11 protein-coding genes and 1 tRNA gene are annotated in these 13,832 nt (G+C 39.8%); 7 read left to right on the forward strand and 5 right to left on the reverse strand.

Annotated features, from left to right (window positions below; genetic code table 11):
- Positions 1–6: 6 nt before the first annotated feature.
- Genes cysN through cysG form a run of 3 tightly spaced genes read right to left on the reverse strand, consistent with a single transcriptional unit; the run spans position 7 to position 3,807 of the window.
- The gene (gene cysN / locus I6E80_RS16050; protein ID WP_197185962.1) at positions 7–1,431 is read right to left on the reverse strand and encodes a sulfate adenylyltransferase subunit CysN; all 1,425 of its coding nucleotides are present in this window, start codon (positions 1,429–1,431) and stop codon (positions 7–9) included.
- Positions 1,431–2,330, reverse strand: a complete 900-nt coding sequence (gene cysD / locus I6E80_RS16055) for a sulfate adenylyltransferase subunit CysD (protein WP_008133447.1) — start codon at positions 2,328–2,330, stop codon at positions 1,431–1,433. The genes cysN and cysD overlap by 1 nt, the downstream gene beginning before the upstream one ends.
- A 49-nt stretch (positions 2,331–2,379) precedes the next feature.
- Positions 2,380–3,807 (reverse strand): siroheme synthase CysG, encoded by a 1,428-nt coding sequence (gene cysG / locus I6E80_RS16060; protein ID WP_197185963.1) that lies wholly within the window; start codon positions 3,805–3,807, stop codon positions 2,380–2,382.
- 450 nt (positions 3,808–4,257) lie between these two features.
- On the opposite strand from cysG, the gene deoC reads away from it, so the two are divergent.
- A complete protein-coding gene (gene deoC / locus I6E80_RS16065) occupies positions 4,258–5,004 on the forward strand; it encodes a deoxyribose-phosphate aldolase (protein WP_197185964.1) in 747 nt (248 codons plus the stop codon).
- Positions 5,005–5,014: 10 nt separating this feature from the next.
- The gene (locus tag I6E80_RS16070; RefSeq protein WP_024600082.1) at positions 5,015–5,863 is read left to right on the forward strand and encodes an SPFH domain-containing protein; all 849 of its coding nucleotides are present in this window, start codon (positions 5,015–5,017) and stop codon (positions 5,861–5,863) included.
- Between the two features lie 50 nt (positions 5,864–5,913).
- Here the strand turns inward: I6E80_RS16070 and I6E80_RS16075 are convergent, their stop codons facing one another.
- Entirely contained in the window at positions 5,914–7,044 is a 1,131-nt protein-coding gene (locus I6E80_RS16075) for a CsgG/HfaB family protein (RefSeq protein ID WP_024600083.1), read from the reverse strand.
- A gap of 133 nt (positions 7,045–7,177) precedes the next feature.
- A complete protein-coding gene (locus tag I6E80_RS16080; protein WP_197185965.1) occupies positions 7,178–11,161 on the reverse strand; it encodes a two-component regulator propeller domain-containing protein in 3,984 nt (1,327 codons plus the stop codon).
- Positions 11,162–11,325: 164 nt separating this feature from the next.
- Between I6E80_RS16080 and I6E80_RS16085 the strand changes: the two genes are divergently transcribed.
- The 5 genes from I6E80_RS16085 to rplA all read left to right on the forward strand — a co-directional run bounded on the left by I6E80_RS16085 (position 11,326) and on the right by rplA (position 13,830).
- Positions 11,326–11,402 (forward strand) — tRNA-Trp (locus tag I6E80_RS16085).
- Between the two features lie 132 nt (positions 11,403–11,534).
- Positions 11,535–11,912, forward strand: a complete 378-nt coding sequence (gene secE, locus I6E80_RS16090; RefSeq protein ID WP_002958877.1) for a preprotein translocase subunit SecE — start codon at positions 11,535–11,537, stop codon at positions 11,910–11,912.
- 4 nt (positions 11,913–11,916) lie between these two features.
- On the forward strand, positions 11,917–12,480 hold the full coding sequence (nusG, locus tag I6E80_RS16095; protein ID WP_024600085.1) for a transcription termination/antitermination protein NusG: 564 nt from the start codon (positions 11,917–11,919) through the stop codon (positions 12,478–12,480).
- Positions 12,481–12,693: 213 nt separating this feature from the next.
- The gene (rplK, locus tag I6E80_RS16100) at positions 12,694–13,122 is read left to right on the forward strand and encodes a 50S ribosomal protein L11 (protein ID WP_002958879.1); all 429 of its coding nucleotides are present in this window, start codon (positions 12,694–12,696) and stop codon (positions 13,120–13,122) included.
- 3 nt (positions 13,123–13,125) lie between these two features.
- Complete coding sequence (gene rplA, locus I6E80_RS16105; RefSeq protein WP_024600086.1) at positions 13,126–13,830, forward strand: 50S ribosomal protein L1; 705 nt, start codon at positions 13,126–13,128, stop codon at positions 13,828–13,830.
- Positions 13,831–13,832: the final 2 nt, after the last annotated feature.

Consider the following 13,832-nt stretch of genomic DNA (forward strand, 5'->3'; position numbering starts at 1 on the left):
GTCAACTTATAACTTAGAAATATCAAGCGCTTGCCAATGCGGAAAGTGCTTGCGTACTAAGGTGTTAAATTCAACTTCAAATTCGCTAAAGTTACTTTGCTGTGCTTGGCTTTGCAGTACTTGTTCAATCATGCCCGCAGCAACCGTTAGGTTTGATAAGCGATCAATTAGGATAAACGAGCCTGTTTCGTGATTGCTGTGGTACTCGTCTGCCAAAATAGTTTCGGTTAGTTCAAGTGTCACAATTGCAATTTCGTTTAACTGTAATGAGTCGCTAGTGCCGTGCTCAAGCGTGTTTACATCAATTGTGTAATCAATTTTTGTAACAATAGCTGAGGTGTTTTTACTACCTAGTTTTAGGTTATAGCTTTTACCTAATACTAATGGCGACTCATGCATCCACACAATTTTAGCTTGCAGCTGGTTGGTCACAACGGCCGTTGAATTTGCAGGTACTATTACATCCCCTCGGCTAATATCAATTTCGTTATTTAGGGTAACGGTAATTGCTTGGCCCGCTTGTGCGCTATCTAGGTTGCCATCAAAGGTAACAATTTCTTTAATGCTTGATGTTTTGCCCGACGGTAATACTTTTATTGCATCGCCTACGTGTATCTTGCCTGATGTAAGTGTGCCCTGAAAACCACGAAAGTTTAAGTTAGGACGCACTACATATTGCACTGGTAGGCGGGCTTCAAAGCCTGTATCTGTTTCGGCTGCTGGCGAATCTTCTAGTAATTCAAGTAGCGGCTTGTCGGTGTAATACGGTGTATGTGCAGAGCGTGTTACTACGTTGTCGCCTTTAAGCGCCGACATAGGCACAAACTTAATGTTTGATACGTTAAGTTGCTCAGCAAATTTAAGGTAATCAGCCTTAATTTTTTCATACACGGTTTCGTCAAAATCAACGATATCCATTTTATTAACGGCAACAACAAACTGCTTAATGCCCAGCGAGTCACAAATAAAGCTATGGCGCTTAGTTTGTACTTGTACGCCGTAACGCGCATCAACCAAAATAATGGCGACATCGCTTGTTGATGCACCCGTTACCATGTTGCGCGTGTATTGCTCGTGCCCAGGTGTGTCGGCAATAATAAATTTACGCTTAGCCGTTGAAAAGTAACGGTACGCTACGTCAATGGTAATGCCTTGCTCGCGCTCAGCTTGTAGGCCATCAACTAATAATGCAAGGTCAAGATCTTCACCTGCATTACCTACTTTTTCGTTATCTTTATGAAGGGCTGCTAGCTGATCTTCATAAATTTGGTGGCTGTCGTGCAGTAGGCGGCCAATCAATGTTGATTTACCGTCATCTACGCTGCCACACGTAAGCATGCGTAATAAGCTTTTGTCTTGTTGGCGTGCTAGGTAGGCGTCTATGCCTATTTCTTTTACTTCGTTAAATGTATCGTTATTTTGGCTAGACATTAAAAATACCCCTCACGTTTTTTCTTCTCCATTGAGCCGGCTGAATCATGGTCGATAACACGACCTTCACGTTCAGATGACGTAGATAGCAGCATTTCTTCAATAATTTCGGTTAAAGTACTGGCTGTAGACTCAACTGCACCGGTAAGTGGGTAGCAGCCTAATGTACGAAAACGTACAGATTTCATTTGCGGTACTTCACCTTCGTTAAGTGGCATACGCTCATCGTCAACCATAATTAAAGTACCGTCGCGATCAACAACAGGGCGCTCTTTTGCTAGGTAAAGCGGTACCATGTCGATGTTTTCTTGGTAAATGTATTGCCAAATATCAAGCTCAGTCCAGTTAGACAACGGGAAAACACGAATGCTTTCGCCCGGATTAACTTGGCTGTTATAAGTATTCCAAAGCTCAGGACGTTGGTTTTTAGGGTCCCAACGGTGGTGTTTGTCGCGGAACGAGTAAACACGTTCTTTTGCGCGTGACTTTTCTTCGTCGCGGCGTGCGCCACCAAATGCAGCATCAAAACCATATTTGTTAAGTGCCTGCTTTAAGCCTTGGGTTTTCATTATATCGGTATGTTTACCCGAGCCATGCGTAAACGGGCCTACACCCATTTCAATGCCTTCTGGATTTTTGTGTACCAGTAGGTCAAAACCGTATTCTTTAGCTATACGGTCGCGAAACTCAATCATTTCACGAAACTTCCAATTGGTGTCTACGTGTAATAACGGAAACGGAATTTTTGCAGGGTAAAATGCTTTACGCGCTAAGTGCAAAAGTACCGACGAATCTTTACCAATAGAGTAAAGCATTACTGGGTTCTCAAACTCAGCGGCGACTTCGCGCATGATTTTGATACTTTCAGCTTCAAGTTGCTGAAGGTGAGTTAAAGCCATTGTTAGTCGTCCTACTAAAATGATTAAAAGTTACAAATTTAAAATTCGGTTATGTATTTGATACATCTGTTAGTGGCTGTGCAAAGCTGCTTGTTTGTTCGTTTTTCCCAAACCACGCTAGTTGCGAGTGCAGGGCGGCTACTTCACCAATAATGAGTAGCGCAGGCGATATAATGCTGTTGCGTTCAATTAAGTCGGCAAGTTCGCCTAATTGGCCTGTTACTACACGCTGATTTTTACGTGTACCGTTTTCGATAATGGCAACAGGTGTGTCGGCTTTACGGCCATGTTTTAAAAGCTCGCTTTGTATGTGCGGCGATTTAATTACGCCCATGTAAATAGCAAGCGTTTGATTTGCTTTTGCCAGTGATTGCCAATCAAGTTCTTGACCGTCTTTTTTACAGTGACCCGTTACAAATTGAATGGCTTGTGCATGGTCACGATGCGTTAGCGGAATACCCGCATACGCACTACAACCTGCAGCAGCTGTAATACCCGGTACAATTTGATAATTTACGTTGTTAGCAGCCAGTACTTGTACTTCTTCGCCACCACGACCATAAATAAACGGGTCGCCACCTTTAATGCGGCACACTTTTTTGCCTTGTTTAGCAAGGTCGACCAGCATTTGGTTGGTGTCGTCTTGAACAACACTATGATCGCCTAAACGTTTGCCTACACAAATAAGGTCAGCATCACGACGCACTAATTCCATAATTTCGTCAGACACTAAAAAGTCGTATACAACCACATCGGCTTGTTGCATAAGTTGCAGTGCTTTAAGTGTTAAAAGCTCTGGATCGCCTGGGCCTGCACCTACTACATATACTTCGCCTTCAGGCTCGGCTTTGGCATCTAACATTTGCTCTAGTTGTTGCTGTGCGGCTTGAGTGTCACCGGTTTGTACTTTACTCACGACAGATGAGTCGAACACGCCTTCCCAAAATTGGCGGCGGTCTGAAAAATGTTTAAAGCGTTTTTTTACTTTGTCTCTAAAGCCGCCTACAAGTGTTGCAAGTGGCCCAATATGATGCGGAATAAGGGTTTCGAGTTTTTCGCGTAAGCGACGTGCAAGTACCGGCGCTGTGCCCGCACTTGATATAGCAATTGTAATTGGGTCGCGGTCAACAATGGATGGGAATATAAACGTACACTTAGGTTGGTCATCAACCACATTCACAAATACATTTCGTGCGTTTGCCAGCTCAAATACATTGTTGTTTACGTCATCACGGTCAGTGGCTGCTATAACTAGCATTTTGCCATCAAGATGTGATTCCTCAAAATAAGCATCAATAAGCGTTACTTCATTATTATGTGCATGCTCTTTTAGCTCGTCGCAAAACCAAGGTGCTACTAAAGTAACGCTCGCTCTCGCTTTTAAAAACGCGCGACATTTGCGTAATGCGACCTCTCCACCGCCAACAACCAATACTGGTTTGTTGTCGAGTTTGGTAAAGATAGGTAAATACTGCACGTTAATAAGACCCCTAAACAAATTCAAATATAAGAAAACGCTTTATTCTGATAAGCAGAATATAGCGGCTATCAATAAGTAAAAAATAATTAAAACCAAGTTGATATAACCAAAAGTTATAATAGGTGGGCTTTTTAGGCCTAAGAGTTAGTTAACAAGGGATTGCGCCGAGTTACAAGTAAAATATACAGCTTATAGTGTTTGGTTATGAGCTATAGCGAGTTTGGTTTAATTTGTTAATATGGAAGCATATTCTATTTTGTACTTATACCAATTGCATTAAATTAGTGATCTATTATAGCGACAAGAAAATAGCTCAATAACAAGGCTAAAATTATGATACATAGTTGTTCTATATAAATAATTTTTAACGTAGTTAGTGAGTTATTTAATACGCTAAAATGATTATGTTTTTAATAAAATTGGTATTACATAAGTAACGGAGCTCTAATGACTCAACACCAAAAAGATGCCGCATTAGCAGTCGCACTGATGGATTTAACAAGCTTAAACACTAGCGATACCACCAAAAGCATTCAAGCGCTTGTTGATAGTATAAACCCGATGCTGGGCACACCTGCCGCTGTATGTGTTTATAGCGACTTTGTTGATGATGCAAAAATAGCACTCGCAGCACGTGAGCTTAACCACGTAAAAGTTGCAACGGTCACTAACTTTCCAACGGGTGATGCGCCACTGAGTGATGTAATTAACGAAACACTTATTGCAATAGAGCGCGGCGCTGACGAAATTGATCTTGTTATTCCTTATAAAAAGTTAATAGCGGGCGATGTTCAAACAGTACTTAGCTATGTAAGCGAAAGTAAAAAAGTGTGTGGGTCGCGTGCCCAGCTAAAAGTAATAATAGAAAGCGGCGAGCTAAAAACCGAAGCGCTCATAACACAAGCCACGAAGCTTGCAATTGAAGGCGGTGCTGATTTTGTAAAAACCAGTACGGGTAAAGTAGCCATTAATGCGACCCTTGAATCAACAAAAATTATGCTAACAGCCATTAAGAACTCGGATAAACGTGTTGGCTTTAAAGCTGCCGGTGGTGTTAAAACAGTGGCTGATGCTAGTGATTATTTAACGCTTACGCGCGCAATAATGGGGGATGATTATTTGCAAGCAAATACATTCAGATTTGGTGCTTCAAGCTTGTTAAGTGACGTTTATACAATATTAAAAAGTAATTAAAGGAAAGATGATGAGAGCAAGAAACTCCGGGACACAAACATTGTTTAATAACCTATTTAAAGGTGCATTGGTTGTAGGAGTCGTTGGTTTTGGATTAACTGCATGCACTAACCCAAGCACACCCGCAGGTGAAGAAGGCTACGTATTCGAAAAGCCGCGTGTATTTGGTGAAGGTGGTTATCAAGGTACAATGAAGGGCCCATCTAATTACGGTATGTCGTTACTGCGAAATGAAGTGGTAAACATCGATATGCGACCTAATACATATACCGAGACATTTAGAATTTTAGCGAATGATGATTTAAATATTAAATTTGATTTTCATGCTGTTATTGCTATTGAGAGTGGCACTGTTAAAACTGTGGTAGAGCAGTACGGCGCCGAAAATTGGTATAAACGCTTTGTACGTGAAACTTTCAGAACGTATGTGCGCGATACAGTACAAAAATACGATAGTGGCGAGCTTAAAACAAATCGTGAGAAAATTGCGAAGGAAGTGACTCTGCGCCTGCAAAGTTATTTATCGACAACGCCGTTTAAACTTGCAAACGTTGTAGTAGGCAATATTAATTACCCCGATATTGTTGCTAATGCAGTTGAGAAAAAATTGGCAGCTCAGCAGCTATTATCGGAAAAAGAAACACAAAAAGAGATTGCCAAAAAAGACGCTGAAATTAGGGTTGAAGAAGCCAAAGGGATTGCTCAAGCTCAGAAGATCATTAACGCAACACTAACAGCTAATTACATTCAACATGAAGCTATTAATGCACAAATAAAAATGGCTGAGTCACCTAATCATACAACTGTTTATATTCCGGTAGGTAATAACGGAGTACCACTTGTTAAAGGCGCTAACTAGATAGTGAGTACTTGGGTAGCTCTTTTTATTAGCTACCCAAGCCAAAGCCATTAATTAAACTTAAACATGTTGCTTATACTTTCGAGGCTTGATTTGTTCGTTTTAGCAATACAACCACTATCATCAAGTGACTTTTTAGTTGTTTCATCAGCTAAGCCCGTTACCTTTAGTTTTTTGTCTTGTTGGTACTCGCGAAGTGCAATAACTGTTTTACGATCATACTCAACATCCTGTGTTTCAAATTCTTCATAATCAGGCTGGTTTCTTAGGTAGCCCAAACATACCAAGCTTAGGCGCGACATTGCTAAATCCATTTTTTCATAATGTGGCATTCTATGGGTTGGTACATCAACTGTTACAGCGCTCTTGCTGGCTGTTTTTGCGCGTTTAGTAGCTGGTGGCGGCGCAGTGTAACCCGGTGCTAAAGTGTTGTTACTATTATAGCGATAGTAGGTATCTGGAATTTTAGTTTCTAAAAACTCAACCGCTTTAATAATAACTTCACGAAGGGCTTTTTCTTTAGGGGTATCAGACCATCCACTAATATTACCGCCAACAAGTGCGCCACCAAAGTTGGTTGCGGCTCCAGTAAAGTCAAAATCTTTACTGCCACCTTCAACACTTGTTGCTGCTAAAATTCGTGATGTGCGTGTGTCGATAAGGCGTAGGTCAATTGCCATATGAGAACCTGAAAAACCAGCTGATACAGAGCTAAATACATCGCCCATAAAGCCGCCACTGCCAACACTTGCACCAGAGCTGTCATCATCAAATTCAGTTACCGCTGCAATAACGACTATTTCAGCGCCTTCAATCTCACCATAAGCGGCACCCGATGATGCACTAACGCGACCTGAGGCTGCTAGGTCTTGTTCTGATAAAACAGCATCAAGCGCTTGGCGCTCTAAAACAATAAAGCGATTTGTTGATACGAGTGCCGTAGTTAATTGATCAGCCATACCGTCGCCTATTTCTTTACGCCACCATTTTGAGTTGTTTGATTTGTCGGTAAAGCGTGCAACAGCAATACGAGCTTTAGGCCCATTGTATTGTTCTTGGGCGACAGTGTTTATGTCTGGTGAATTTTGACCTGACGTAACATTTGTGGAGGTGCTTTGACAAGCGCTCAGAGTGGTAGTTAATAGTGCCGTTAATAATAGTTTTTGTGGTGCTTTTAACATATGACTGTCCTTAATTAATATGCTCAAGGGAAATGCAGTGCATTTCCTTTAATATTTAAATTCATGTTAATTTAGTTAAATCAGTAGGTTAATAATAGTACTGGTGCGAAATATTTAGTCACACAGGCGAAATTTATCTGGATTGTTCACGAAACTGTTTTGGGGACATATTATATTTTGCTTTAAAGCACCGGGCAAAGTAGCTTTGTGAATTAAAGCCAATTTGCTGTGCTACTAGACCAATTGCAAGCTCACTATTTTTTAAAAGCTCTTGTGCAAATTCCAAACGAATATTTCGAATGTAATCGCTTGGTGTTAGGTTGTACAAGGCTTTCATTTTTAATTGTAAAGCGCGAGGGCTAAGGTAGAGCGCTGCTGCAAATTCTTCTACGCTAAATGCTTCGTCTTGGTAATGCTCTTTTACTGTTGTTTTTACACGCTCGGTAAATGCATAATCTTTACTTTGCGCCATTTGTGGGTCGAGCTGGGCTGTTTGTGATAAAGCAGGTAGTTGTTGTTTTAAATGTTGATTAAGTACTTCTCTAATCGTTAATAATCCTTGAACGCGGCTGAGTAACAGCTGCGGCTCAAAAGGTTTACTCAAATAGTCATCAGCAAGTAAGTCTAGGCCCTTTAATTTACTATGCGTATCTGCCTTTGCTGAAAGTAATAACACCGGAATATGGCTAATAGCCGTGTCGCTGCGCAGTGCTTTAATAAACTGATAGCCATCCATAACAGGCATCATTACATCACTTATTACCAAGTCAGGCATTTCGTTTTTACATAAAGCTAAACCTAGCTCTCCGTTAGCTGTACTTATACACGTGAAGCTACTAATAAATAGTGAAGTTATTAAATCACGCATTTCATCGTTGTCTTCAATAATAAGAATCTTATTACTTTTTACTGCACATAAATTATTGTTTTTAGACACAGCAAGAGCAGTAAGGTTAGAGGTTTCGTCTATTTGAGTTGTTGGGAGTGAAACAGTAAAACAACTTCCTTTGTTTAATTCACTTTTAAGTTCAATAGTTCCTCCATATTGTTCAACTAGCTGCTTCACCAGCGCTAAGCCAATACCGCTACCACTTTGATTACTCGTATCTATGCGTGTAAATCGTTGAAAAACGGTCTCAAGGTGCTCTTTATCTATACCAACACCAGTATCTGAGACTGTGATGATTAATGTTTGTTTTTGAGTTAATAGCTGAAGTAATACTTTGCCAGTGTTTGGAGTGTATTTTTGGGCGTTACTCAATAAGTTACTGATAATAGAAATTGTATGATTTAGCTCTAATTTAATGGGAATAGTTTTTTGCGTTAGATCTTCAAACTCGAACGTAATATTTTTTTGTTTAAATAAAGGGATGAAATCTTCAATTAATTGTTCAACTACCGGATTTATAGCATAGGGTGTGACGTGTTTCACTGCAGTGCTTGGGCGCTGGCTGAGCTGTAAAAGTTGGTTTATTTGATCTAATAGCTTATAGCTATTACGTTGAATCATAGCTAATTTTTGTTGGGTGTCTGAATCCTTATGGCTTTCTTGTAAACTCTCAAGTGGCGCTAATATTAGGCTTAATGGTGTTTTAAGTTCATGGCTAACATTATCTAATAGTTGAGTTTTTAAGTTGCTAAGTTCTTTCTCTTTTAAGTTTGCTTGCTCTGCAACGTTAGCCCTATATCTTGCTGTTATAATTAACCACATTATAAATAATACGATAATGATGTAAGTGACATAGGCAACATTGTTCTTCCACCAAGGTGGAGTAACTGTAAGCGCAACCATTGTTTTATCATCACTCCATTGACCGTATTGATCTTTAACTTTTACAATAAAGTGATAGCTTCCAGCGGGAAGTTGAGAATAGCTAACTTGCCTCTGGTTTTTGCTTGCGTATAAAAACTGCTTATCTAACCCAGCTAACTTGTAAGCATATTGGTATTGAGAAGGGGGCTCTGCACCGTTTAAAGCAGAAAATTTAAAGCCGATAACACCATCTTCTTCTTTAAAAAATAGTCTGTCTGTATAGCTTATAAGCTTAGGCGTTTGAGTCTTGTTTTTTATATATTGCTGCGTTGCGACTGACTGGTTATAAATAAGTAAGTCTGTAATAACAGGTTCTGGGGGTTGAGTTGCTAGAGTCAGTTTTAACGGATCAAATTGATTAAAACCGTTAATACCACCAAAAAATAGCTCGCCGTCATCTGCTTGAAAAGCAGCGCCTAAAATAAAAGAATGATGCTGTATACCGTTTGCGGGTAAAAAATGCTGCATTTGTTGGGTTTGAGGAGCGTAACGGGTTAGGCCTTGGTTGCTGCTTAGCCACAAGTAACCACTGGTATCTTGTTTAATTGCAAAAATATTATCGTTAAGTAAACCATCAAACTCTGTAATGTTTATTACTTTGTTTGTTTGGATATTTAACTTATTGAGCCCGCCAAAAGTACCTACCCATAAAGTGTTTTTATCTTGTAAATGCAAGGATGTAACCATGTCGTGCGTTAAACTATTAGGCTTTTTAAGATCGCTTTTGTAATGAGTGAATGTTTCATCATGTAAAGAAAGTTTATTTAACCCTGCGCGGGTTCCTGCCCATATAGCGTTGTTGTCGCTGTCATAAGTAACACTAAAAACAGTATTATTTGAGATGCTATTTTTATCTGCGCTGTATTTAAAATTTGTAACCTGTAAAGTATCGGGATTAAATCGTGTTAAGCCTTCATTACTGCCAAGCCATAAATTACCACTTAGATCACCTTCTATTGCATAAATACGGTTACTACTGAGTTGATGGCTTTGCACAGTAAAAGCCGAAAAGCTATCATTAATTGGTTTGTAAAGCAGTAAACCACCTCCGTATGTACCTATCCATACGCGTTTATTAGCATCTTCATAAAGACTAAATATATTGTTATTAGTTAAGCCTATATCTTTATTTTTATCTGTTTTATAGCGTTTAAAGCCTGTGTCAGTTTGCTTATTAAGTCCGTCGCGCGTGCCCACCCAAAGTAAGTTGTTACTGTCTTTGAGTATTGCTCTTACAAAGTCATTCGAGATAGAAGCTGGGTTATTACTTTGATGTTTTTGATGACCAAACTGAGTCTGCCTTTTATCATAGCGATGTAACCCATAGCCGTCTGTACCAATCCAAATAATGCCTTGAGGGTCTTGGTAAAGTGACAATAGGTGATCGTTAGCTAAGCCATGTTTTAAATCTGGAGAGTGAGTAAGTTGATGAAACTCGCTACTTAATAAATTATCTGTAGCTTGGTAATAAAGACCATGACCATAAGTGCTTACCCATAATTTTTTTTCATCATCAAAAAGTATATCTGTAACCCAAACATTTTTGAGTTGCTCAAAGTTATAAAATGCGAGTGTGTTTGAGTCAAAAACACTTAGACCAGTCTTACCTCCTATAATAAATTTGCTATTTGTTGCTTTTTTTAATTGCCAGAGCTGTTTAGGGCTATTAGGTATATGTTCGAACCGATGTGTTTGTGTATCGAACTTAATCAGCCCGATACTACTTGCTAACCAAAGGTTTTTTTTATCATCAAAAAGCACATCCTTAAAAACAACATTTAAGTGATTCGTGCCCTGATAAGAAAATAATTCGGTAGTACCTGTGTATGTATCTAAACGAGTAAGTTGCCCTTTATCGTGACCAATCCAAATGATTTGTGGCGAATTAGAAGAAATTGATGAAATACGTTCGTTTGTAATAGGAGGGGCTGAATACTGGTTAAAAACACTAAAACTTCCTGTTTCAGTATTTAATAAGTTGAGGCCATTACTTGTTGTAGCAAACCAAATGTGGCCATTTCCTAAATTCAGGCAGTCTGTAATCCAATTCCCCGAAATACTAGGGTGTAAAGGATTGAATTTATAGTGCTTAAATTCATACCCATCAAATCGATTTAAGCCACCTTGGGTAGCAAACCAATGAAATCCTTTTTCATCAGTGGTACTACATGTAATTGAATTTTGTGATAAACCTTGTTCATTTGTATATGTATCTAAGTACAATGGCAGGGCATAAGAGCTAATATGAAATAATAATAAAAAGCTAATAATTTTATATCTTATGATTGTTTTTATTGCTTTCACAGATTTCCTATCTAATTATGAGTCCCTATAATTTAGACAATCATAAACTGCTTTTTAATCAATGTTAAGATTGATTTTTTAATGCAATGCCGAGATTTTCCAATGTGGGTATCTTTTAGGCTTGTGTTAATGGACTGCGTAAGTATAATAGGCATCCACTTTGCAGGGGCGTAGTTCCAATTGGTAGAACAGCGGTCTCCAAAACCGATGGTTGGGAGTTCGAATCTCTCCGCCCCTGCCAGTTTTACTTGTAGTTTGAGTAGTCTGAGATTAAAAACCGGTTTAAATTAAGTCTGTTTTTAAGTTTAGATTTTAATGGATTAACCTTACCATAGTGTAGGGTTGTTGTGTCTGTAGTTAAGGTAATAATATTATGAGCACGAATGTAGAAACACCATCAAGTGCGATGGAGTCAGTAAAGTGGTTAGTAGCAATCGCGCTACTTGCAGGCGCAGTTGTTGGTAATCACATGTATGCAGATCAATCTGTACTACTACGTGCTATCGGCGTTGTTGTTGCAATAGCGGCCGGATTAGCAATTGCCTCGCAAACATTTAAGGGACGTAACTTTCTTGCTTTCGCTAAAGAAGCTCGAATTGAAGTACGCAAAGTTATTTGGCCAACGCGCCAAGAAACTACCCACACGACATTAATTGTAATGGTTGCAACAGTGATTATGGCACTTATCCTTTGGGGATTAGATGGCATTTTATTCCGCGCTGTAGGCTTTTTAACTGGATTGGAGATCTGATCCCATGTCGGATGAGAACGAGAACAAAGAAATTAAGTTACGTTGGTATGTAGTACAAGCCTTTTCTGGTTACGAAAAGCGTGTAGCTCAAACGTTAACTGAACACATTAAAATCGAAGGTCTTGAATCGAGCTTCGGTGAGATACTAGTACCAACTGAAGAAGTTGTTGAGATGCGCGCTGGCCAAAAGCGTAAATCTGAGCGTAAATTCTTTCCAGGTTATGTATTAGTACAAATGGATATGAACGACGCAAGCTGGCACTTAGTGAACAGCACTGAACGTGTAATGGGCTTTATTGGTGGAACGTCTGATCGTCCTGCTCCAATCAGTCCTAAAGAAGCAGAACGCATTCTTAATCGCCTTCAAGAAAATGCTGAAGCACCTAAACCTGCTACATTATTTGAACCAGGTGAAGTTGTTCGCGTTACTGATGGACCATTTGCAGATTTCAGTGGTGTAGTTGAAGAAGTTGACTACGAAAAGAGCCGCGTAAAAGTATCTGTACTTATCTTTGGTCGTTCTACGCCAGTTGAGCTTGAATTCGGTCAAGTTGAGCAAGATAAGTAATTGATTAAAAAAGCTTCGCTAATTTTTATTTAAATTTTGGCATGAAGCTTGAAAAAGGCCGCTGATTAACTTATAATCAGCGGCCTTTTTGTATTAAGGTAAAATTTATTTTTACTGTGCAAAAAGTACGAAACCAATTTTTAAACTGGGAAGCCGTTAGAGTACGCGTCCTCGCGCGCACAAGGCTGAGACCCACCAAATGAGGTATTTATAATGGCTAAAAAAGTTGAAGCTCTAATCAAGCTACAAGTTGCCGCTGGTATGGCTAATCCTAGTCCTCCAGTAGGTCCTGCACTAGGTCAACACGGTGTAAACATCATGGAATTCTGTAAAGCGTTTAACGCACGTACAGAGTCTATCGAAAAAGGCGCTCCAGTTCCTGTAGTGATCTCTGTTTACGGTGACCGTTCATTTACGTTCGACATGAAAACGCCACCTGCTGCTTACTTACTTAAGAAAGCTGCTGGTATTAAGTCAGGCTCAGGCCGTCCTAACACTGATAAAGTAGGCACAGTAACTCGTGCTCAACTTGAAGAAATTGTTGAGACAAAACGAACTGACCTTACAGCTGCCGATATGGACGCAGCGGTTCGCACTATCGCAGGTTCTGCGCGTGCGATGGGCTTGAACGTAGAGGACTAAGAAATGGCTAAATTAACTAAACGTATGCGTACTATCCGCGAAAAAGTGGAAGTAACAAAAGATTACGAAATCAATGAAGCAGTTGCTCTTTTAAAAGAGTTAGCGACAGCTAAATTCGTAGAAAGTGTTGACGTTGCCGTTAACCTTGGTATCGATGCTCGTAAATCTGATCAAAACGTTCGTGGTGCTACTGTACTACCTAACGGTACTGGTCGTGACGTTCGTGTTGCTGTATTCACACAAGGCGCTAATGCAGAAGCTGCAAAAGAAGCCGGTGCTGAATTAGTAGGTATGGAAGATCTTGCTGAGCTAGTTAAAAAAGGTGAGATGAACTTTGACGTTGTTGTTGCATCACCAGACGCTATGCGTGTTGTTGGTCAACTAGGTCAAATCTTAGGCCCACGTGGTCTAATGCCAAACCCTAAAACTGGTACTGTAACGCCTAACGTTGCAGAAGCAGTTAAAAATGCTAAAGCAGGTCAAGTACGTTACCGTAATGACAAAAATGGCATCATCCATACTACTATTGGTAAGGTTGATTTCACTGCTGAGCAATTACAACAAAACCTTGAGTCACTAATTGTTGCACTTAAGAAGGCTAAGCCTTCTCAAGCTAAAGGTGTTTACTTGAAGAAAGTAACTATCTCTACAACAATGGGCGCAGGCGTTTCTGTTGACCAAAACACTTTAAGCACTGTTGTAGCTTAATT

The sequence above is a fragment of the Pseudoalteromonas sp. NSLLW218 genome (genome assembly GCF_015864775.1).
Lineage (GTDB): Bacteria > Pseudomonadota > Gammaproteobacteria > Enterobacterales > Alteromonadaceae > Pseudoalteromonas.

Excerpts from the sequence above, each read along its gene's own strand:
- cysN (WP_197185962.1), bottom strand. The coding sequence starts at position 1,431 with ATGTCTAGCCAAAATAACGATACATTTAACGAAGTAAAAGAAATAGGC.
- cysD (WP_008133447.1), bottom strand. The coding sequence starts at position 2,330 with ATGGCTTTAACTCACCTTCAGCAACTTGAAGCTGAAAGTATCAAAATC.
- deoC (WP_197185964.1), top strand. The coding sequence starts at position 4,258 with ATGACTCAACACCAAAAAGATGCCGCATTAGCAGTCGCACTGATGGAT.
- I6E80_RS16070 (WP_024600082.1), top strand. The coding sequence starts at position 5,015 with ATGAGAGCAAGAAACTCCGGGACACAAACATTGTTTAATAACCTATTT.
- I6E80_RS16075 (WP_024600083.1), bottom strand. The coding sequence starts at position 7,044 with ATGTTAAAAGCACCACAAAAACTATTATTAACGGCACTATTAACTACC.
- secE (WP_002958877.1), top strand. The coding sequence starts at position 11,535 with ATGAGCACGAATGTAGAAACACCATCAAGTGCGATGGAGTCAGTAAAG.
- nusG (WP_024600085.1), top strand. The coding sequence starts at position 11,917 with ATGTCGGATGAGAACGAGAACAAAGAAATTAAGTTACGTTGGTATGTA.
- rplK (WP_002958879.1), top strand. The coding sequence starts at position 12,694 with ATGGCTAAAAAAGTTGAAGCTCTAATCAAGCTACAAGTTGCCGCTGGT.
- rplA (WP_024600086.1), top strand. The coding sequence starts at position 13,126 with ATGGCTAAATTAACTAAACGTATGCGTACTATCCGCGAAAAAGTGGAA.